This is a genomic window from Halosaccharopolyspora lacisalsi (genome assembly GCF_014137975.1).
GTDB lineage: Bacteria > Actinomycetota > Actinomycetes > Mycobacteriales > Pseudonocardiaceae > Halosaccharopolyspora > Halosaccharopolyspora lacisalsi.
Map to the genome: position 1 here is coordinate 344817 of NZ_JACGWZ010000003.1, position 20053 is coordinate 364869.

19 protein-coding genes are annotated in these 20053 nt (G+C 67.9%); 13 read left to right on the top strand and 6 right to left on the bottom strand.

The window, feature by feature from the left end; genetic code table 11:
• Positions 1-198 precede the first annotated feature (198 nt).
• Together clpX and FHX42_RS13155 are read left to right on the top strand one after the other, a co-directional pair.
• Positions 199-1488 carry an ATP-dependent Clp protease ATP-binding subunit ClpX gene (gene clpX / locus FHX42_RS13150; protein WP_182544555.1) on the top strand — a complete coding sequence of 430 codons (1290 nt, stop codon included), beginning with the start codon at positions 199-201 and terminating at the stop codon, positions 1486-1488.
• 122 nt (positions 1489-1610) lie between these two features.
• Positions 1611-2249, top strand: coding sequence for an RBBP9/YdeN family alpha/beta hydrolase (locus FHX42_RS13155; RefSeq protein ID WP_182544556.1), 639 nt, complete (start codon positions 1611-1613; stop codon positions 2247-2249).
• Between the two features lie 71 nt (positions 2250-2320).
• Here FHX42_RS13155 and FHX42_RS13160 read toward each other — a convergent pair whose 3' ends face one another.
• Positions 2321-3721, bottom strand: coding sequence for a GNAT family N-acetyltransferase (locus tag FHX42_RS13160; RefSeq protein WP_182544557.1), 1401 nt, complete (start codon positions 3719-3721; stop codon positions 2321-2323).
• Between the two features lie 179 nt (positions 3722-3900).
• On the opposite strand from FHX42_RS13160, the gene FHX42_RS13165 reads away from it, so the two are divergent.
• Positions 3901-5241, top strand: coding sequence for a nitrate/nitrite transporter (locus FHX42_RS13165; protein WP_182544558.1), 1341 nt, complete (start codon positions 3901-3903; stop codon positions 5239-5241).
• A 7-nt stretch (positions 5242-5248) separates the two neighbouring features.
• On the opposite strand, the gene FHX42_RS13170 is transcribed toward FHX42_RS13165, so the two are convergent.
• The 3 genes from FHX42_RS13170 to FHX42_RS13180 all read right to left on the bottom strand — a co-directional run bounded on the left by FHX42_RS13170 (position 5249) and on the right by FHX42_RS13180 (position 7975).
• On the bottom strand, positions 5249-6109 hold the full coding sequence (locus FHX42_RS13170; protein ID WP_182544559.1) for an alpha/beta hydrolase: 861 nt from the start codon (positions 6107-6109) through the stop codon (positions 5249-5251).
• Positions 6110-6164: 55 nt separating this feature from the next.
• Positions 6165-7010 (bottom strand): formate dehydrogenase accessory sulfurtransferase FdhD, encoded by an 846-nt coding sequence (gene fdhD / locus FHX42_RS13175; protein WP_182544560.1) that lies wholly within the window; start codon positions 7008-7010, stop codon positions 6165-6167.
• Between the two features lie 503 nt (positions 7011-7513).
• Positions 7514-7975: a hypothetical protein gene (locus FHX42_RS13180; RefSeq protein ID WP_182544561.1), complete on the bottom strand. Its 462-nt coding sequence runs from the start codon at positions 7973-7975 to the stop codon at positions 7514-7516.
• A gap of 155 nt (positions 7976-8130) precedes the next feature.
• On the opposite strand from FHX42_RS13180, the gene FHX42_RS13185 reads away from it, so the two are divergent.
• The 5 genes from FHX42_RS13185 to FHX42_RS13205 all read left to right on the top strand — a co-directional run bounded on the left by FHX42_RS13185 (position 8131) and on the right by FHX42_RS13205 (position 12724).
• Positions 8131-9168 (top strand): SEC-C metal-binding domain-containing protein, encoded by a 1038-nt coding sequence (locus FHX42_RS13185; RefSeq protein ID WP_182544562.1) that lies wholly within the window; start codon positions 8131-8133, stop codon positions 9166-9168.
• Between the two features lie 166 nt (positions 9169-9334).
• Positions 9335-9799 carry a YbaB/EbfC family nucleoid-associated protein gene (locus FHX42_RS13190; protein ID WP_182544563.1) on the top strand — a complete coding sequence of 155 codons (465 nt, stop codon included), beginning with the start codon at positions 9335-9337 and terminating at the stop codon, positions 9797-9799.
• A complete protein-coding gene (locus tag FHX42_RS13195) occupies positions 9796-10101 on the top strand; it encodes a hypothetical protein (protein ID WP_182544564.1) in 306 nt (101 codons plus the stop codon). The genes FHX42_RS13190 and FHX42_RS13195 overlap by 4 nt, the downstream gene beginning before the upstream one ends.
• Positions 10102-11409: a WXG100 family type VII secretion target gene (locus FHX42_RS13200; protein ID WP_182544565.1), complete on the top strand. Its 1308-nt coding sequence runs from the start codon at positions 10102-10104 to the stop codon at positions 11407-11409. It abuts the gene before it with no gap.
• Between the two features lie 151 nt (positions 11410-11560).
• Entirely contained in the window at positions 11561-12724 is a 1164-nt protein-coding gene (locus tag FHX42_RS13205; RefSeq protein ID WP_182544566.1) for a hypothetical protein, read from the top strand.
• 28 nt (positions 12725-12752) lie between these two features.
• On the opposite strand, the gene FHX42_RS13210 is transcribed toward FHX42_RS13205, so the two are convergent.
• A complete protein-coding gene (locus tag FHX42_RS13210) occupies positions 12753-13445 on the bottom strand; it encodes a maleylpyruvate isomerase family mycothiol-dependent enzyme (RefSeq protein ID WP_328796094.1) in 693 nt (230 codons plus the stop codon).
• 69 nt (positions 13446-13514) lie between these two features.
• Here FHX42_RS13210 and FHX42_RS13215 point away from each other — a divergent pair, with 69 nt between their 5' ends.
• The 5 genes from FHX42_RS13215 to FHX42_RS13235 all read left to right on the top strand — a co-directional run bounded on the left by FHX42_RS13215 (position 13515) and on the right by FHX42_RS13235 (position 18801).
• Positions 13515-16148, top strand: coding sequence for a valine--tRNA ligase (locus tag FHX42_RS13215; protein WP_182544567.1), 2634 nt, complete (start codon positions 13515-13517; stop codon positions 16146-16148).
• A gap of 87 nt (positions 16149-16235) precedes the next feature.
• Positions 16236-17603 (top strand): bifunctional tetrahydrofolate synthase/dihydrofolate synthase, encoded by a 1368-nt coding sequence (folC, locus tag FHX42_RS13220; protein WP_182544568.1) that lies wholly within the window; start codon positions 16236-16238, stop codon positions 17601-17603.
• Positions 17600-18052, top strand: coding sequence for a DUF4233 domain-containing protein (locus tag FHX42_RS13225; protein WP_182544569.1), 453 nt, complete (start codon positions 17600-17602; stop codon positions 18050-18052). The genes folC and FHX42_RS13225 overlap by 4 nt, the downstream gene beginning before the upstream one ends.
• Positions 18053-18106: 54 nt before the next feature.
• Positions 18107-18367, top strand: coding sequence for a DUF2191 domain-containing protein (locus FHX42_RS13230; RefSeq protein WP_182544570.1), 261 nt, complete (start codon positions 18107-18109; stop codon positions 18365-18367).
• The gene (locus tag FHX42_RS13235; RefSeq protein WP_182544571.1) at positions 18364-18801 is read left to right on the top strand and encodes a type II toxin-antitoxin system VapC family toxin; all 438 of its coding nucleotides are present in this window, start codon (positions 18364-18366) and stop codon (positions 18799-18801) included. Before FHX42_RS13230 ends, FHX42_RS13235 begins: the two co-directional genes overlap by 4 nt.
• Here the strand turns inward: FHX42_RS13235 and FHX42_RS13240 are convergent.
• The gene (locus tag FHX42_RS13240; RefSeq protein ID WP_182544572.1) at positions 18798-19898 is read right to left on the bottom strand and encodes a zinc-binding dehydrogenase; all 1101 of its coding nucleotides are present in this window, start codon (positions 19896-19898) and stop codon (positions 18798-18800) included. The two genes, FHX42_RS13235 and FHX42_RS13240, sit on opposite strands and share 4 nt — an antisense overlap.
• Positions 19899-20053 lie beyond the last annotated feature (155 nt).

Sequence of the window (20053 nt, forward strand, 5' to 3'; positions counted from 1 at the left end):
ACGCGCCGGGCACGGCGGACCTCGTCGTGCCCGGCGTGGCGGGGAGCGGTGAAGTCGCTCGCCGCGGAGTGCGGGTTCGTGGCGGCAAGTTCGTGGTAGCGAGCCTCCCCGAACTCGGGAAACGACAGGTACCGTCGAGGGTATACACGTATCAGGGGCGCCACAGGACGGCGCACCGGAGGGGACGAGGTCAGCGGCATGGCACGTATCGGTGATGGCGGCGACCTGCTGAAGTGCTCCTTCTGTGGGAAGAGCCAGAAGCAGGTGAAGAAACTCATCGCCGGTCCGGGCGTGTATATCTGCGACGAATGCATCGATCTCTGCAACGAGATCATCGAGGAGGAGCTCGCCGAGTCGGGCGAGGCCAAGCTCGACGAGCTGCCCAAGCCGGGCGAGATCCACGGTTTCCTCGACCAGTACGTCATCGGTCAGGACGGCGCCAAGCGCAACCTCTCGGTCGCCGTCTACAACCACTACAAGCGTATTCAAGCCAGTGAGCAGCAGGGCTCCTCACGAGGAGACCGCGACGAGAGCATCGAGCTGGCCAAGTCCAACATCCTCATGCTGGGCCCGACCGGCTGCGGCAAGACCTACCTCGCCCAGACGCTGGCCAAGATGCTCAACGTCCCGTTCGCCATCGCCGACGCCACGGCGCTGACCGAGGCCGGCTACGTCGGCGAGGACGTCGAGAACATCCTGCTCAAGCTGATCCAGGCCGCCGACTACGACACCAAGCGTGCCGAGAGCGGCATCATCTACATCGACGAGGTCGACAAGATCGCTCGCAAGAGCGAGAACCCCTCCATCACCCGGGACGTCTCCGGTGAGGGGGTGCAGCAGGCACTGCTGAAGATCCTGGAGGGCACCACGGCCAGCGTGCCCCCGCAGGGCGGGCGCAAGCATCCCCACCAGGAGTTCATCCAGATCGACACCACCAACGTGCTGTTCATCGTGGCGGGCGCGTTCGGGGGTCTGGAGGACATCGTCGAGGACCGGGTCGGCAAGAGCAGTGTCGGATTCGGCGCCGATCTGCGCACCAAGAGCGACATCGACTCGTCCGAGCACTTCTCCGAGGTGCTGCCTGAGGACCTGATCAAGTACGGCCTGATCCCGGAGTTCATCGGCAGGCTGCCCACCGTGGCCAGCGTCACCAACCTGGACAAGCAGGCCCTGGTCAAGATCCTCACCGAGCCGCGCAACGCGCTGATCAAGCAGTACACGAAGCTGTTCGAGATCGACGGTGTCGAGCTGGAGTTCACCCACTCGGCCCTGGAGGGCATCGCGGACCTGGCGATCGTGCGCGGCACCGGCGCCAGGGGACTGCGGGCGATCCTGGAGGAGCTGCTGCTCCCCGTGATGTACGACATTCCGAGCCGCTCGGACGTCGCCAAGGTCGTGATCACCGATCAGACCGTTCGGGAGGGCGTGAACCCCACGATCGTGGCTCGGCAGATCTCGCGTCACGAACGCCGCGAGAAGTCCGCCTAACCCGCCCGTTCGTCGAGTCGACGGTACGTGCCGGTGACTCGTGGCATCTCTCACGCTGCGTGTCGGCCGCTCATGAATGATCATTGGTCCTCATCCGCGAGCCGACTTTCGGGAGCACCGCCATGAGTAAGATGCACGTCCTGCTGATACACGGGTTCACCGGTTCGGGCCCGTGGCACTGGCAGCGGTGGTTGGCCGCTCAGCTGACCGACGAGGGGGTCACGGTCGAGCTGCCCACCCTGCCCGATCCGGACCATCCGAGGTTCGACGCCTGGTTGCCCGCGCTGCGGCGGCACCTGGAGGCCGTCCCCGACGAGGCGGAACTCGTGGTGGCGGCGCACTCCTGCGGAGTGCCGTTGTGGCTGCACCACGCCGCGACGATGGACTTCTCGGTCCGGCGAGCCGACCGGGTGCTGCTGGTGTCGCCTCCGGAGCCGGAGTGGCGTCATCCCGACGTGCGAGGTCTGGCGCCGTATCCGCTCGACGCCGGAGCGCTGCGCCGCGCGGCGGGGCTGACCAGGTTGGTCGCCGGGACCGGTGACGAGTACCTGCCCATGCACAGCGCGCACGAGATCGCCGACGCCCTGCGCGTGGACCTCGACGTCATCCCGGACGGGGGGCACCTCAACACCGAGGCCGGATACGGGCCGTGGGACTCGGTGCTGCGCTGGACCCTCTACGGCACGGTGCCGCTGGTGGATCGCTTCGGGGCCGAGCCCCACACCGCGGATCGTTCCCCGGCCAAGCTGCGGCTCGTCTGACCGAGGTTTCCCGAGGGGGCGGACGGAGAAGGTCTGGCGTTCTCATCGCCGAAACTCCTCCGTTCACCCGGTCACCGACGACCGGTCTCACCGGTACCGTCCTGACCACCGCTGCTCGTGAGCACGGGGGAGTCGGCTGCCACCGCGTCGCTCGTGGTGCGACTCCAGAGCCATTCGCCGGGTTCGGCCGCGCCGACGAGTCCGAAGTCGGTCGCTCGCAGGGTCCGGGCGATCACCGTGTTGTGCGCCTGGGTCAGCGCTCTCACCGAGCGCACGTGCGCCGATTCGGCTTCCGCGACGAGGTGGGCGCACAGCATCGATCCGATACCGCGTCGTTGCCAGTCGTCGCGGACCATCAGCGCCAGTTCGGCTTCGTCCTCCTCGAGGGACAGGTTCCCCACGGCCACGATCCCGTCCGATCGCGTCAGCACCACCAACGTTCGCTCCAGCCCCGACTCCAGCCGGCGCCGCAGCGACGCGGAATCGGTCGGGGTGTCGAAGTAGCGCTGATGACGCGTGGGTTCGGAGCAGCGCCGATGGAACTCCAGGACCGGTTCCAGGTCGTGTCGATCGGCTCGCCGGAGCATCAGCGGATGGCCCGCCACGGTGACGTGTCGAACCTCCGCCGGTATTCGAGTTCGGCAGGCGGCGGCCAGTGATGCCATCGCGCGGGAGCGGGCGAACTCGGCGGGTGTGAACGCCGCCCCGTCACGCCGCAGCCGAAGGACGCCGCCACCCGGCGCCGACACGCGCAGGGCGTCCTCGGTGAAGCTCTCGGCGGGCCCGTCCGCGGGCTCCTCCGACCAGCGGACCTCGATCCTGCCGAGCAGGCCCCGCAGCACGTCGACGAGTTCCGCGGTGCCCTCGACCAGGTTCGTGGCCTGATCGAGCGAGCGCGTCGGCACGTCGTCGAGCTCCCGGACGTCGGCGCGGACCGCGCCGGCCCGTTCCCCGCCGGCCTCACCCGCGGCTTCGGTCAGTTCGGTCGCCGTGACGCCTTCCGGAACGTGCAGCAGGAGCTCGTCCACGACACCGTCACAGGTCGGGTGCACGTGCACGGTGCGGATGTCACCGCCGAGCGCGGCCAGCCTCGCCGCCAGTTGCGCCAGCCGTCCCGGGGTGTCCTTCATCGAAACCCGCAGCCGCCACAGCGGCAGCGGAGCCACGTCTTCGACGGAGCCTCCGGGAGGGGCCGTCGGACCCGTCCCCCCCCGATGCCGTGGCGGAGGAACCGCGTCGTCGGTGGTGGTGCTTCGTCGTTTCCGGCGCGCGCGAACCAGGTCGCCGACTACGAGCAGACCGCTGAGCACGATCAATGCGTAGGAGCCCTGTTCGACGTGACCGATGGCGGACGTGAACAGGTGGACCAGGCCGGCTGCGAGGAACACCGCCGCCAGTTCGGTGATCTCCCGGTGTCCCCGGAGGGTTCTCGTGGCCTCGGCGCCGTGCGAGGTTCTGTCTCGTCCCGTCATGTCCCCAGCGTGGGGCCCCGATGTTGCGATCGGTCGAACAGCGATGACGGGGCGGTGACATTGTCGTCCGCGATCGACCGCCGAAACCCACAACCCGTTGCGCGGCGGTAACTCGACACGATCCCGGACGAAACACCTCCTTTCTAGCGTGGGGTCACCCCGGCGAAAGGAGTCCCACGTTGACGACCACCTCCACACCTCCGGCACGCTGGATCGAGGGCTGGGATCCCGAGGACGAGGCCTTCTGGCAGCGCTCGGGCAGGCGCATCGCGCGCCGCAATCTGCTGTGCTCCGTCTTTTCCGAGCACATCGGGTTCTCCGTCTGGAGCATCTGGTCGGTCATGGTCCTGTTCATGTCACCGGACATCGGCCTGCCGTTCTCCGCGTCGCAGAAGTTCCTGCTGGTGATGACGCCGACGTTGGTGGGGGCGGTGCTGCGGCTGCCGTACAGCGCCGCGGTGACGCGGTTCGGTGGTCGGCGATGGACCGTTTTTTCCAGCGCCGTACTGCTCGTGCCGACGCTGTTGGCGTGCTACTTCGTACGGCAACCGGGAACGCCGCTGTGGGTGTTCGTGCTGATCGGCGCGTTCGCCGGGCTGGGCGGCGGGAACTTCGGCTCGTCGATGACGAACGTGACCGCGCTGTTCCCGCAGCGCCACCAGGGCTGGGCGCTCGGGCTCAACGCGGGCGGCGGCAACATCGCCGTCGCGGTGATCCAACTCGTGGGACTGCTGGTCATCGCCACCGTCGGTAACACCCACCCCTCCCTGGTGGCGGCGATCTACCTGCCGTTGATCGTGTTGGCCGCACTGGCAGCAGCACAGTGGATGGACGATGTGGACGCCGTGGGAGCCCGTCACGGCGGCCTGCGGGAAGCGGCGAGCAACCCCCACACGTGGTGGACCTCGTTGTTGTACGTCGGGACGTTCGGTTCGTTCATCGGATACGGTTTCGCGTTCGGTCTGGTGTTGCAGACCGAGTTCGACTTCAGTCCGCTGCGAGCGGCGAGCTACACCTTCCTGGGACCGCTGCTGGGCTCGTTGGCACGGCCCCTCGGCGGTTGGCTGGCCGACAGGTGGGGCGGTGCGCGAGTGACCCTGGTGAGTTTCCTGCTCATGGTGGTGGGAACGGGAATGCTGCTGGTGGCCTCGGCCGGGGACGCCTTCCCCCTGTTCCTGGTGGCGTTCTCGGCGCTGTTCGTCCTGGCCGGGGTCGGCAACGGCTCGACGTACAAGATGATCCCGGCGATCGCGGCCGAGTGGGTCGGCGCGACGGGTCGGGGGTCGGGGAACTCGTTCACCCGGGCACGCCGGCTCTCCGGTGGGATGCTCGGCATCACCGGTGCCGTCGGCGCTCTCGGGGGTGTGTTCATCAACCTGGTCTTCCGGGACTCCTACGGGGACCCGGCGGGCAGTGGCGTCCCCGCCTTCGTCACCTTCATCGGCTTCTACCTGGTGTGCGTGGTGGTGACCTGGGTGGTGTACCTGCGGCCCGCGTCGTGGGGGAAGCGCGATGTCTAGAAGACGGTCACGCGGTCTCGGCCCGGTGGCGTCCGACGAAACTCACGGCGTGCGGCAGGACGGTGTGAAAGTAAACGTCCTCGTGGACGCCGGGACCGAACGAGACCACTTCGGGGTCGGTCAGTTCCGCGAACCTGCGCGTGCTCTCGAGCAGGAAATCCTCGGTACCGCACCACACCGCCAGTGCCACGTCCCCGAGTTCGTCCGTGTGGCGCAACGGGTCCAGCGCGGCCCACTGCTGCTTGCTGGCGAAGGCGTTACGCACCTCCACCTCCTGCCAGCTGGTGAACAACGACGGGGAGAGCACGGCCGTCGCGGCCAGCGGTGTCCCGTTCGCCTGTCTGCGGCGGGTGTAGTCCAGAGCTCCGTATCCCCCCATGGAATATCCCGCCGCGGTGCGGGGCAGTCCGTTCGGGCCGCCGAGTCCCCGCTGCTTCAGCCACCCCGGCACTTCCTCCAGCATCATCCTCATCGGGTCGTCCTCGGGATGCTCGCGCCAGTACCCGTTCTTCCCGCCGTCGACGGACACGAACGCCAACTGTGGTGGGTTCGCGGTGTTCACGGCGGGAGCCCACATCAGGTCGACGGACTCGCGGGCGGTGCGATGCCGCTCGTGGAACAACACGCAGACGGGGAGGTCCGCGTGCGGAACGCCCTCCGGAGCGATCGTCACCAGCTCCACCTCGCGGTGACGTGCTCGGGAGTGGACCCGTTCGACGGTGACGGCGTTGTGCGGACGGGGCGGTGGTTCGGATTCCACTTCGCGTCCGGTCAGGCTGAAGGCACCGACGCTCAGCGCCCCGAGTCCGGAGGCGAGCAGGGTACGTCGTCCGACCGGGTTCGCAGGGGAGTGCCCGCCGGTTTCCATGGATCTCCTCACTCCTCTACCGTCGCTGGCCATCCCGTCGACCGCAACATTTCACTCAGTGGCCGACAGCGGCCTCGGCGGTTCGGATCCGCTCGGCTCCGGTGTAGACGTTCATCGAGGACCCCCGCAGGAAACCGACGAGCGTCATCCCCTGCTCCTCGGCGAGTTCCACCGCCAGCGACGACGGTGCCGACACGGCGGCGAGCAGTGGAATGCCGGCCATCGCGGCCTTCTGCACCAGTTCGAACGACGCGCGCCCGGAAACGTTGATCATGCATCCGGCGAGTGGCACCCGCTCCTGCAGCAAGGCCCAGCCCAGTACCTTGTCCACGGCGTTGTGCCTGCCCACGTCCTCGCGCACGGCCAGCAACTCGCCGCTGGAGTCGAACAGCCCGGCCGCGTGCAGCCCGCCGGTGGAGTCGAACACGCGCTGCGCCTCGCGCAGTCGTTCGGGGAGCTCGGTCAGTGTTTCCGGAGTGGTCTCCAACGAGTCGGAGGCCGGGGGGTGGTGGGTGCTCAGCCGTACGGCGTCCAGCGCGGCCTTGCCGCACACGCCGCACGAGGAGGTGGTGTAGAAGTTGCGTTCCACCGAGGCGTCCGGCGGCGCGACACCGGAGGCGAGCTGGACGTCGAGCACGTTGTAGGTGTTGCGGCCGTCCGGGCCGGGGCTGTCGCAGTAGCGGGCGGTGGCGACGTCGGTCTTGCCCGTGATGACGCTTTCGGTAAGCAGGAAGCCGTGAGCGAGTTCGACATCGCTACCGGGAGTGCGCATGGTGACGGTCAACGGCCGCGAGTCGACGCGCAGTTCCAGTGGTTCCTCGGCAGCCAGCGTGTCCGGCCGCTGGCGGGTGCCGTCGGCATTGATCCGCAGCACCGGCCGTCGCACGGTCACTCGTCCCATTCGCACCTCCCGGATTTTCGTCCCGATCGATCACAACTGTCGGGTCACACAGGATACGCTCCCGCCCGAACGGCGAGCGGTGATCGAGCAAGCATGTGGACGCGTGCGGTCGGGTGAGCAGCCGCAGCGGCGCGATCGCGCCCGTCGGTGCGTCATTCGGTTGATTTGGGATGACCAGTTCCAGCATGAACGAGCCAGACGATTCGCGTGTCCGGGTCGGGGCAGTACCAAGCTCTGCCGCCCGACGTTACTTCGTACTGCCACTGGTCCAGTTCCTTCGTCCCGAGCTTGCGATGGGCCGAACTCCCACGAAGGCGATGCTGGCGGGCGGGGTTTTCCGGTTCGGTGGGTTGTTCGGTCAGCACGATCCAGGCTTCCCAGGTGTTGGCTTTGGCCGTGCGACACAGCTCTTCCCAGCCCTTTGCGGCTTCGTTCGTCGCGAAGCGCGGTTCCCAACCGCCGGGTCGGCCGGGCGGGGGCTCGGTCGTTGCGTTTGGCGGACACTACTCACCGGCCTCGGGGGGTGGTACCGGTCCGTGGTCCTCGTCGAGAGGACCGCTCAGCGCCCGGTGCAGTCGAGGGTCGGCGTGGACGGCCGCTGTCGCCTTCCACTCGCGCACGGTTTGCGACAGCACGTTCCAGCGTTCCAGCTCGGCGGATGTTTCGAACGCCCTGCTGAAGTCGATGGCGAACCGGTGACGATCGTCCTCCGGCAGGAGGTCGATCCGGGGAAAGGTGTCGCCGAGCATCCGCGCGATCTCCGCACTGTCGAGGTGGGTGAACAAGTTGCGCGGCGCTCGGTCGGCCGTGGCCGCCCCCTCCGCTCCCAGCGTGCTCTCGTCCTCCTGAAGGAGCAGGAGTGGAGCTTTACCGCGACGGCGCACACGCACGACGCCCTGCTCGGTCCGCTCGGCGACGGAGTGGGGATCGCGTTGTAACTCGCTCCACTGCACCTCGGTGATCACACCCCGAGTAAGAACTAGTTCAGAACTCGCGGCAACTTGGTCTTCGGGTGAGTGGGAGGCGCAGGTGAACCACTTGACCGGATCGGCTTCCCGAACAGCCCGTGCCCGATACCGCACCCGCGTGGTGGCGATGAGGAGATCGCTATCCTCGGCGCATGACCGATGGGGAATCCGCCCGGTTGCGGCAGGGCCGTGACGAGCTGCCGGCCGAGAACGCCGTGACGGAAACCGGTCACCGGTTGCCGCAGTCGCCGGCGGAGTGGGCGCAGCGGGCCCGCGAGACCGAAGCCGACCTCGCCGAATATCCGGACGAGCGCGTCGACGTCCTGTGCGAGGCCGGGCACGCCTGGGCTCAGGCGGGTGAGTTGGAGCAGGCGGAACGCTGCTACCGCCTGGCCGCCGCCGAGGGGACCGAGCCGGAACTTCCCGATCCGCGGGCTTATTACGCGTCCTTCCTGATCGAGGAGTACGACGCGGTGCGCGGGAACGAACTGCTCGACGAGCTCTGGCGGAGTCGCCCCACGGTGCCGAGCACCTATCACTTCGTGGCCGAGACGCTGGAGGAGAACGGGGAGTATCAGCGGGCGCTGAACTGGGCGAACGCCGGTCTCTCCCGGTGCTACCCGCAACCGTTCACCCCGGGCGTCGACGAGGTCGTCGACGACCAGGAACTCGACATGCTGCTGACCACGCGCTCCCGAATCCGGGAGGCCCTGGACCAACCCGCGGACACGCTGGACGAGCTCGGCGAGCAGGCCCACGACGCCTTCGGCAGCGCGCTCGACTCCTTCGAGCGGCAGAACCCGGTGTCCAGGCCCACGGCCGTGCTGTACTGGCCCGAGTCCGAGTACGAGCGGGTTCCGCGGCGGTCGTCGGACAGCTCAGCCGACTCGGAGTCAGGCGCCCGGGCGCATGTCGATCACCGTCGTGAGACCGAGCGCGTGCTGCGTGCTTCGGCCGAAGGGGACACACCGCTCGTGGCGCACGGTGACGTGGCCGAGTTCCTCGACTTCTGCGGTGAGCGTGAGCGCGACCCCTCGACGGCGTCGATCCGGAACGACTACGCGGGCTGGCTGGCCGAGCACGGGCGGGGCATCAGCTGGCCTCCGGAACGCAACGAGGTGTGCTGGTGCGGTTCGGGGCGCAAGTACAAGAAGTGCTGCGGTGCCCCGGGATTCGTCGAACACGACTGAGGGGTGCGCGGGCCGTTCCCTCCTACGAGACGCGCAAGCATCGGCTGGCTCGGCTCGGTGCCGGGCTCTGGTTGGGTGGAGTCGCCGATTTCTCCGATCCGTCACATTGGACGGTGGTAGCGCGATACGATCCCGCCTGATCAACGCACGGCGATCAGGGAGACTCGTGGATCCGTACCAGTACCTTGCGGACTTCGAAAGCAAGGCCAACCAGATGCAGGAGCAGCTCGAGCAGTCGCAGGAGGCGTTCTCGAACGCTCGCGGCGAGGCGAGCAGCTCGGACGGCAGCGTCACGGTCACGGTCGCCGGGGGCGGCGGCATCGAGTCGATCGACCTCACCGCCCGGTCGCTCGAACTCGGCCACACCAAGCTGGCCTCCACGATCATGGAGACCATTCGCCAGGCGCAGTCCCAGGCGGCGCGCCAGGTCGAGGAGAGCATGAAGCCCCTGCTCGGGGATGGCGAGGCGATGAACTTCCTCAGCGAGCAGGTCGAGGCGAGCATCGCCCGGATGCAGCCCGACGACGAGGACTCGGCCGCTTCCGGAGGCCGGCCCGGCAGCGCCGACGAGGCGGAGCCCGACGAGTACGACGAGTGGCAGCAGCGGCGCAGGCGGGGAGGCACGTCGTGAGCTACACCAACACCAACACCGACGCCATGGACGCCCACGGTGAACACCTCACCGGCGAGATCACTTCCCAGCTCGACAAGGCTCATACGGCCTCGACGCAGACCCCCATCGACTCCGGAGCGATGGGTGCTTTGTGTCAGCTGTGGGCCTTGATCTTCATGGACGAGCGCGATGCGGCGGAGGAGATGCTCAGGAACCTTCCCGAGGCAATGGAGGACCAAGGGGAGAAGGTCCTGGACGCCTCACGGGACTTCCGCGAGCGCGACGAGGGTGCGGCCAACGAGCTGGGGAGGACGATGTAGATGGAGGACCTGCAGGCCGACATCAAGGTCGAGGACAAGACGTTCACCGGTGCCGGTCCGCTGGACGGTGCCGAGGACTTCGCTGCGAACGTTCAGAACGTTTTCAAGGAAGGTGCGGAGGTCGATGAGACCCAGTTGGCCATCGACGGACTCGGGATGGCCCTCGACGCTGCAGGTTTCCTGACCGATCCGCTGGCCACGCTGGCCGCTGCTCCCATCGGATGGGTCATCGAGAACGTCGAGTGGGTTCGCGAGCCCTTCGACGACCTGATGGGGGATCCTCCGGCCATCGAGGCCGCCGCCAATACCTGGGGAAACATATCCCAGCATCTTTCTCAGGTGGGAGACCAGCACAAGAGCTCGATGAAGCAGGTCGAGGAGTGGCGGGGGCAGTCCGGTCAGGCCTACCGTGGAGCCGCGGCCAATCTTTTCGAACACGTGATGAACGCTTCCGCAGCGTCGTCAGCGGTGTCGAACAAAATCAAGCATGCCGGTGCTGGCGTCGCGGCCACTCGTGCGCTGGTTCGAGATCTGATCGCCGAGATGGTGGGGACTCTGATCGCCTGGGGAGCTGCGGCTCTCGCGTCGAGCTGGTTCACCTTCGGGGGTTCGGTGGCGGCTTTCATCGCTCGGGCCGTCGCCAAGGCCGTCGAGATCGCCGGCAGGATCGCGCAGTACCTGAAGAAGCTGTTCACGGCCATGGACAAGCTGGGTGGTCTGGCCAAGTCCTCCGCTGACGCCCTCCGTAAGCGTGCCGACGATCTCTCGGCGAGCAGCAGGAGCCGCCCCGACAGCGGGTTGGGCGGACGGCTCAAGATGAAGGAAGAGCACATGGCCACCGAGGCGCAGACCAAGGCCGCCAGCCGCGAGGCGTTCGGTGACCATCTCCAAGGGCAGGGGTTGGACGCGCGGAACCAGCGTGTGGACGACTTCACGGACTCCGCCAACACTCGTGCGGAGAACATGCGCGCCACAGCCGACCGATGGGATGCGGAGGGAGGGCCGCTGGCCAACACCAGGCTCGGTCGGGTTGTCGAGCACACCGACAATCACTTGAACAAGAGTGCCCTCGATGGCGGCAACTGGGTCAGGGCTCTCTCCGGAGATTTGGGGCAGCACGCGCCCACACCGAAGGACCTCGGCAATGTCAAACCGTGGTTCGGTGACGGCGTGGCTGTCGGTAAGGAGTACGGAAAGGAGGTCAACAAGGCGTTCGGCCAGGAGGAAGGCGATCCCGAGAAGGGGACTCCTACCGAAAAGCCCCACGAGTCCAAAACCAGAGAGGTCCGGAGTGAACGTGATCAGTAGCGACGAGGAGGGCGCCAGCACGCTGGGTAGGGTGCGCCGTTGTTTTCGTAGCGGTGGAATATTTCTGGCTTCTGCGGCGTTCGGAGGATTCCTTTCCTGGATAATGGCGAGGACGGGGGGACCGCATACTGCCTTTTTTGGAGCCGGTGGTGTGGCGCTGGTTTTCGTCACGCTGGGTTTGACGATCGTGGCCCTGTGGAAATTGACCAGCGGCGGATGGCTGTGGTGGAAGTGGTGGGTTCCCGATTCCCGGGCTCGTCGCGGGATCGCCCGCTTCTTCGACGCCTTGCGCAAGAACACGAAACAACCCGCCCACAAGTGGCCGCTCTGGGCGCCCTTCATCATGGCCGTGGTGATGAGCTATGCGGCGTACTTCGACCACGGCGTTTTCCTGGCCAAGGCCCACGAGGGAACTCCGTCTCCGGAAGGGCGCCTCGTCGTCGAGTCGTGCGAGCCAAACTGGACGGTGCTTGGGCTGCGTTCTACGTGCACCGGGACAGTCACCCCGCTGTTGACCGACGATACGGAGCACTACGAAGCTTCGTTCTCGCGGTTCGACAGCGCCGACGTCGGCCGGTCCATCGACGTGTTTCGGTCCTACGGGATCCTGGCGGGGCAGTCCTGGACCGCAGCGCGGGAGGACGTGCCGCCGCCGCCGGCCGAGTTCTTGATCGGCGGCTCCCTTCTCGTGGCATTCGCTTTCTGGTATCTGTTCCTCGCGCGGCTCGTCGTCCTCGGTGTCGCTTTCGTGGCACGACAGTTTCGAAAGGATCCAGAGGGAGCGGCGGGGGCGGATGACTTTCCGAGAGAATCCGGAAATCGGTCGGAAGGAAACAGGAAGCACTCGAACATTCGGATTCCCGTTCCGCGGAGGCACTGTTGGCGATACTGGGCCATCGCCGTCGTGCTGGCTTACGCGGCGTACTTCAGCTACGGACTTTTCCTTGGGGGTGATCAGGGCGGGAGTAAAATACTTTCCGTCAACGGGCACCTCGTTCTGGAGTCGTGTGAACCGAACTGGGCCATGCTGGGGATGCGGTCGCAGTGCGAGGGCGTGGTCGATCCGATACAGGGATACGAGAATAACCAGCTTCGCTATGACAGGTCCTTTTCAGTGTTCGAGACGACTGATGTCGGCAAAAGAATACCTGTTTACTTGAGCGGGAGCAGTGAATGGCAACCCAAGTATGAAGGTAGCGCACCTGGCTGGCTGGGCTTCATCGTGTTTCCACTGTTCCTTGGTACCTTGATCATGTTCTACAGGGGGCTTGTGATCATCATTGGTGGCCTGGGTTCTCCCTTCTCCCGGTCATGAGTCCGGCAGCCACAGCGAAGTCCGCTCCTCACGGCCAGGGGCCGAGGTCGGGGAGTGGCCCCTCGGAGGCCGGAAGCTGCTGAGGGGGCCGGCCGGCCATCCAGCAGGCCAGTGTGCGGCAGGAGCCGTTCAGCCGTGCCCGGCCGGTGCCGAAGCTCCAAGCGCGGTCGAGATCGTCCGGGGCGACGGTGACGTCGCTTCCCTCCAGGCGCGGACTCAGGAAGTCGATGGCGTGCTCGGAGAACTCCGGTGACCAGTCCTCCTCGGTGCGGCCGAGGAGGAGGTCGACGGCGTGGATCTCGTTCTCCCGCCAACGGCAGAGCAGCAGGTCCCCGACCGTGCCGTCGCGGAACTTGACCGGCCTGTCCCAGTCCTCGCCGCTCAGGCCCTCCCACACGGCTTCCAGCTCCTCCTGGTGGGCGGTCAGCATCCGCACGAGCTCGCCCGCCTCCCGCCGCGCGTCCCGTTCGATGGCCTCGTCGCGGTCCCCGTCGGGGTAGTTCTCGACGAGCTCGCCCCGCGACGCGTGGACGGTGACCCGCGTGAGCGCCCGAGCGTTGTGCGCGAGGTGGGCGAGCACGTGTCCCCTGGTCCAGCCCGGCAGCAGGGTCGGCTGCCGGAGCGTCCCGGCGTGGAGCCCGATGACCAGGTCGAACAGGTTTCGGTGGCCGCGCCGTACCTGCTCGAGCACGGTGGGGGTCATGGCGGTGAGCGCCTCCACGTCGGGGTCGGTAGAGCCGATACCCTAGCACCGCACGAGGTCCCGGAACACGGTTCGTAGAATTCCCGTGTGACACGAACCAGCGCAGCGCAGTCCCGTGAACTTCCGTCGACCTGGAACCCGGCCGACGTAGAGGCCGAGCTGTACCAGCGCTGGGTGGACCGGGGCTATTTCACCGCCGACCCGCACAGCGACAAGCCGCCCTTCTCGATCGTCATCCCGCCGCCGAACGTGACCGGCAGCCTGCACATCGGCCATGCCTTCGAGCACACCCTGATGGACCTGCTCACGCGGCGCCGCCGGATGCAGGGCTACGAGGCGCTGTGGCTGCCGGGCATGGACCACGCCAGCATCGCCGTGCAGGCGCTCGTCGAGCAGCAGCTGCGCGAGGAGGGCGTCGACCACCGCGAGCTGGGGCGGCAGGGCTTCCTCGACCGCGTGTGGCAGTGGAAGGAGCAGCACGGCGGGGCGATCCTGTCCCAGATGCGGCGCCTCGGCGACGGCGTGGACTGGACCCGCGAGCGCTTCACCATGGACGAGGGCCTGTCCCGCGCCGTCCAGACCATCTTCAAGAAGCTCTACGACGACGGACTGATCTACCGCGCGGAGCAGCTCGTCAACTGGTCTCCGGAGATGCGCACCGCGATCTCCGACATCGAGGTCGACCACAAGGAGGTCGAGGGCGAGTTGGTGTCCATGCGCTACGGCGACGGCGAGAACTCGCTGGTCGTGGCGACCACCCGCGTCGAGACGATGCTCGGTGACACCGCCGTGGCGGTGCACCCCGACGACGAGCGCTACCAGCACATGGTCGGCACCGAGATCGAGCTGCCGCTGACCGGTCGCAAGATCCCGGTCGTCGCCGACTCCCACGTCGACCCCGAGTTCGGCAGCGGTGCCGTGAAGGTGACCCCGGCCCACGACCCGAACGACTTCGAGATCGGGCGCCGCCACGGCCTTCCGATGCCGACGATCATGGACGAGCGTGGCCGGATCGCCGACAGCGGCACCGCCTTCGACGGGATGGACCGGTTCGCCGCGCGCGAGGCCATTCGCGAGGCGCTGCGCGAGCAGGGCCGCATCGTCGCGGAGAAGCGCCCGTACCTGCACAGCGTCGGGCACAGTTCCCGCTCCAAGGAGCCGATCGAGCCGCGGCTGTCGCTGCAGTGGTTCGTCAAGGTCGCCCCGTTGGCCGAGGGGGCCGGTGACGCCGTGCGCGACGGCCGGGTGGCGGTGCACCCGCCGGAGCTTGCCAAGCGCTACTTCGACTGGATCGACAACCTGCACGACTGGGCCATCTCGCGGCAGATGTGGTGGGGCCACCGGCTCCCGATCTGGTACGGCCCCGGCGGCGAGGTCGTCTGCGTCGGGCCGGACGAGGAGCCGCCGAGCGGCGAGGGATGGCGTCAGGACGAGGACGTGCTCGACACCTGGTTCTCCTCGGGCCTGTGGCCGTTCTCCACGATGGGGTGGCCCGACGACACCGCCGACCTGCACAAGTTCTACCCGACCAGCGTGCTGGTCACCGGCTACGACATCCTGTTCTTCTGGGTCGCGCGGATGATGATGCTCGGCCTCTACGCGATGGACGGGGTCGAGCCGTTCAAGGTCATCGCGCTGCACGGCATGGTGCGCGACCCCTACGGCAAGAAGATGTCCAAGAGCGCGGGCAACACCGTCGACCCGTTGCAGTGGATGGACACCTACGGCAGCGACGCGGTGCGGTTCACCCTCGCCCGCGGCGCCAACCCCGGTACCGACGCGCCGATGAGCGAGGAGTGGGTCTCCGGAGCCCGCAGCTTCACCACGAAGCTGTGGAACGCCACGCGGTTCGCGCTGGCCAAGGGGGCCGTCGCCGGGCGGGACCTGCCGCCGCGCGCCGAGCTGACCGACGCCGACCGCTGGATCCTGGACCGCACCGACGCCCTGGTGGCCGAGGTGGACGAGCTCATGGAGGACTTCCAGTTCGCCAAGTCCACCGAGGCGCTGTACCACTTCACCTGGGACGAGTTCTGCGACTGGTACGTCGAGCTGTCGAAGACGCAGCTCGACGAGGGGCAGGAGCGCGCCGAGTCGACCCGCGCGGTTCTCGGGCACGTGCTCGACGTGCTGCTGCGGCTGCTGCACCCGACCATCCCGTTCGTCACCGAGGAGCTCTGGACGACGCTGACGGGCGGGGAGTCCCTGGTCGTGGCCGACTGGCCGAAGCCGACGGGTGAACCCGCCGACGAGGGGGCCGCCCGGCGGGTCGCCGCGGTGCAGAAGCTGGTCACCGAGATCCGCCGGTTCCGTTCCGACCAGGGCCTCAAGCCGGGGCAGAAGGTCGCGGCCAACCTCGGCGGGATCGAGGCCGCCGGACTGGGAGAGCACGTGCCCGCGATCCGCTCGCTGGTCCGGATCACCGAACCGGGGGAGGAGTTCGCCTCCACCGCCTCGATCGAGGTCGGGCTCGCCACCGGTGACGTGACCGTGGAGCTGGACCTGTCCGGAGCGGTCGACGTCGCCGCCGAGCGCAAGCGCCTGACCAAGGACCTCGCGGCGGCGGAGAAGGAGCTCTCCGGCACCGAGCAGAAGCTGGACAACCCGTCGTTCACCGCCAAGGCGCCGGCCGAGGTCGTCGACAAGATCCGTGCTCGGCGGGAGACGGCTCGTGGTGAGGTCGATCGCATCAACGCCCGGCTGGCATCCCTGCCGCAGGAGTAGGGGGTTCCGGCGACGTAGACTCTTCGCCGGCGTGGCAACAGGGCCGTTCGTGGCAACAGGGCCGTTTTTCGACAGGGGAGTGACAGCGTGACCGGCACGGAGTCCAGCGGGCTGCAAGAGCTGCGGGTCGTGGAGGCCGAGCTCAACGAGCGCCGGCCGGAAACCCAGATCGAGCCTTCGCTCGACCGGATCAGGGCGTTGACGGACCTGCTGGCCGAGCCGCAGCGCGGGTATCCCGTTCTGCACGTCGCCGGAACCAACGGCAAGTCGTCCACCGCGCGCATGGTCGACGCCCTGCTCAGCCGCATCGGGTTGCGCGTCGGTCGCTACACGAGCCCGCACCTCCAGATGGCCACCGAGCGCATCAGCATCGACGCTCGTCCGATCAGCCCGGCCGACTACGTCGAGGCCTATCGCGACGTCGCTCCCTACGTGTCCCTGGTGGACTCCCGCAGCGACGTGCCGATGAGCAAGTTCGAGGTGCTGACCGGGATGGCCTTCGCCGCCTTCGCCGACGCCCCGGTGGAGGCGGCGGTCCTGGAGGTGGGACTCGGCGGAAGCTGGGACGCCACCAACGTGGCCGACGCGCACATAGCGGTGCTGTGCCCGGTCTCGGTCGATCACACCGACTACCTGGGCTCCGACCTCGCCGGTATCGCCGGGGAGAAGGCCGGAGTGATCAAGTCCGAATCGGTGGTGGTGCTGGCCGCGCAACCCGCCGAGGTGGAGCAGGTCGTCATGGAACGCGTCGCCGAGATGGACGCCACCGTCGCCCGTGAGGGGCACGAGTTCGGCGTGCTGGAGCGCACCGTGGCCGTCGGCGGCCAGATGGTGCGGCTGCAGGGGCTCAGCGGTGTCTACGACGAGGTGTTCCTGCCGGTGCACGGCGAGCACCAGGCGCGGAACGCGGCGATCGCGCTGGCCACCGTCGAGGCGTTCTTCGGCGCCGGGTCCGATCGTCAGCTCGACATCGACTCCGTTCGCGACGGCTTCGCGAGCGTGATCACTCCCGGGCGCCTCGAACGGGTCCGTTCCGCACCTACGGTGCTGGTCGACGCCGCGCACAATCCGCACGGCGCGCGAGCGCTGGCGGACGCGGTGAGTTCGGAGTTCTCCTTCCGGCGCCTGGTCGCGGTGGTCGGCATCATGGGCGACAAGGACGCCCGCGGCATCCTGAGCGAGCTGGAACCCGTGGTGGAGGAGCTGGTGATCACCCGCAACTCGTCGTCGCGCTCGATGGACCCCGACGAACTCGCCGGGGTGGCCTCCGAGCTGTTCGGGCAGGAGCGCATCGTCGTCGAGGCCCGACTGGACGACGCGGTCGAGACCGCGATCGGGATGGCCGAGGAGACCTCGGACCCGAACGAGTCGATCACCGGTGGTGGTGTGGTGATCACCGGATCGGTCGTGACCGCGGGTGAGGGCCGGGCACTGTTCGGCAAGGAGCCCGTGTGACCGCGTCGAATCCGGAGGAGCCCGCACGGGAGGAGGGCCTGCCGACGGCTCCTCCCGAGGTGCGCGACCCCTGGAAGGGGTTGCGCGGGGTCATGGCGGGCACGCTGGTGCTGGAGTTCATCGTGTTCGGCCTCGCCCTGCCGGTCGTCTGGCAGCTCGGGGCCGGGGTCGGCAGCGTCGGCTTCGCCGTGGTGGGCGCGCTGGCGGTGCTGATGCTGGTCGCGGCGTTCGTGCAGCGCCGCTCGTGGGGGCTGGGGTTCGCGCTGGCCCTCCAGGCGGCGATGATCCTGTGCTTCTTCGCGCATCCGGCCATCGGAGTCATGGGGCTGCTCTTCGCCGGGATCTGGGGCTACATGCTCTACCTGCGTCGCGATGTCGCCCGGCGGATGCGCGAGGGGCGCCTGGCCGACCAACTGGGCCACCCACCCGGTCACCCTCCGCAGTCCTGATTTCGCCCGTCCGAGGGTGGTGCATCATGATGCGGTCTGCGTATTCTCGTATGTATGACGACGGCGACGAGGACCACCATCACCATCGAGGGTGATCTGCTGGATCATCTGAAGAAGCGTGCGGCGATGGAGCGCACGACCGTTAGTGCCTTGATCGACGAGGACGTGCGCTTCGCCGAGTTGCGCCGGTCCGAGATGGAGAGCAAGGAGGTCCCGCGGTTCACGCTGCCGACCTTCGATCTCGGTGAGCCGAAGCCGGGTGTGGACCTGGCGAACAATGCCGCACTGCGCGACTTCATGGACGACGAGAGGTGATCGCCTGCGATGTCAACGTGCTGCTGAACGCGCAGAACGTTGCGCTGCCGGATCACTCCGCCTACTACGAATGGCTCGAAGAGGCGCTCAACGGCCCCACGCCGGTGGGTGTTCCGTCGTTGGTGTTCAGTGGATACCTACGTGTCGTGACCAACCCCAGGGTATGGCCGGGGTGGCTGGCACCGGACAAGGCACTGGAGTTCGTCAACGTGATTCGTTCGGCGCCTGCTTTCGTCCCACTGGACCCCGGCCCCAGGCACTGGGACATTTTTGCCGAGCTGTGTCGGAAGGCCGATGCCAAGGGCAACCTCGTCCCCGACGCGTATTTGGCGGCCATCGCGATCGAGCACGGCTGCGAGTGGATCACCGCTGATCGTGGGTTCGCCCGCTATCCCGGTCTGAGGTGGCGCCACCCGTTGGATTCGTCGGACTAGCCGATGTCGATCATGGCTCGGCCGCGTACCTCGCCGCGGTCCAGCGCCGCGTAGGCCTCGCCGACCTCCTCCAGCGGGTAGCGGCGGCTGACGGTGTCCTGCGGGCGGAGTCGGCCGCGTGCCACCAGGTCGAGCAGCACCGGCATGTCACGTCGTGGCTTGGCCCCGTAGGACCCCTTGATCTGCAGTTTCTTCCTGGCGAGGGTGCCGAGGTCGAGCTCGCCGGTGGTGCCCTTGGGGGCGATGCCGACCATGACGGCCTGGCCGCCCTCGACCACCGAGTCCCGCGCGACGGCGAAGGTGCTCGCACTCCCCAGGGCCTCGAACGCCACATCGACCCCGCGCCCGCCGGTGGCCTCCCGCACGGCCGCGACCGCGTCCACCGTACCGGAGTTGACCGTGTGCGTGGCGCCGAGCTCGCGGGCGTCGGCCAGCTTCTCGTCGCTGATGTCGACGGCCACGATCACCGAGGCCCCGAACACCGCCGCGAGCTGGATCAGCGCCGAGCCGACGCCGCCGGCGGCGATGACCGCCACCGCGTCCCCCACCCGCACGTCGGCCGTGTGCCGCAGCGCCCCGTAGGCGGTCATGGTCGAGCAGCCGATCGAGGCGACGTCGGCCAACTCGACGTTGTCGGGAACCCGGTAGACCGAGGTGGTCGGGGTCACCGAGCGCTGCGCCAGCCCGCCCATCGAGTACATCCACACCGGCTCGCCGTCGGGTCGGCGCAGCCGGGTGTCGCCGTCGTAGAGCTGGCCCTTGGCCCGGTTGTAGGCGAAGAAGTTCAGGCAGATCTCCTCGTTCCCGCTCGCGCACTGCGCGCAGTCCCCGCAGGGCATGATGAAGCTCGTGACCACGCGGTCGCCGACCGCCAGGTCGGTGACGTCCGACCCCAGCTCGCTGATCACGCCGGCGACCTCGTGCCCGAGCACACCGGGGGTGGGGAACGGGAGCTCGCCCTTGAGCACGTGCAGGTCCGAGTGGCAGGCGCCGCACGAGGTGACGTCGACGGCCACCTCGCCGCGGGAGGGACGCGGATCGGCCAGCTCCTCGATCCGGAGCGGTTCGTTCGGGGCGGTGTGCACGGCGGCGCGCATCGCGGCTCTCCTCGCTCGCTGTCCCGGCCCGGACCGGCCGGTCGGTATGCCGTCGAATCTATCGTCGTGCTCCCGTTCACACCAGAGTCAGCGCGTGGTGGAGCCACACGAGCGAGTGATGATCATGATGTAAGAGTAAGGACGGTAGTATTCCT

Bases quoted from the DNA above. Each gene is read 5' to 3' on its own strand.
- FHX42_RS13160 (WP_182544557.1), bottom strand. From the start codon at position 3,721: ATGACGGGACGAGACAGAACCTCGCACGGCGCCGAGGCCACGAGAACC.
- FHX42_RS13155 (WP_182544556.1), top strand. From the start codon at position 1,611: ATGAGTAAGATGCACGTCCTGCTGATACACGGGTTCACCGGTTCGGGC.
- FHX42_RS13185 (WP_182544562.1), top strand. From the start codon at position 8,131: ATGACCGATGGGGAATCCGCCCGGTTGCGGCAGGGCCGTGACGAGCTG.
- FHX42_RS13170 (WP_182544559.1), bottom strand. From the start codon at position 6,109: ATGGAAACCGGCGGGCACTCCCCTGCGAACCCGGTCGGACGACGTACC.
- FHX42_RS13240 (WP_182544572.1), bottom strand. From the start codon at position 19,898: ATGCGCGCCGCCGTGCACACCGCCCCGAACGAACCGCTCCGGATCGAG.
- FHX42_RS13200 (WP_182544565.1), top strand. From the start codon at position 10,102: ATGGAGGACCTGCAGGCCGACATCAAGGTCGAGGACAAGACGTTCACC.
- clpX (WP_182544555.1), top strand. From the start codon at position 199: ATGGCACGTATCGGTGATGGCGGCGACCTGCTGAAGTGCTCCTTCTGT.
- fdhD (WP_182544560.1), bottom strand. From the start codon at position 7,010: ATGGGACGAGTGACCGTGCGACGGCCGGTGCTGCGGATCAATGCCGAC.
- FHX42_RS13230 (WP_182544570.1), top strand. From the start codon at position 18,107: ATGACGACGGCGACGAGGACCACCATCACCATCGAGGGTGATCTGCTG.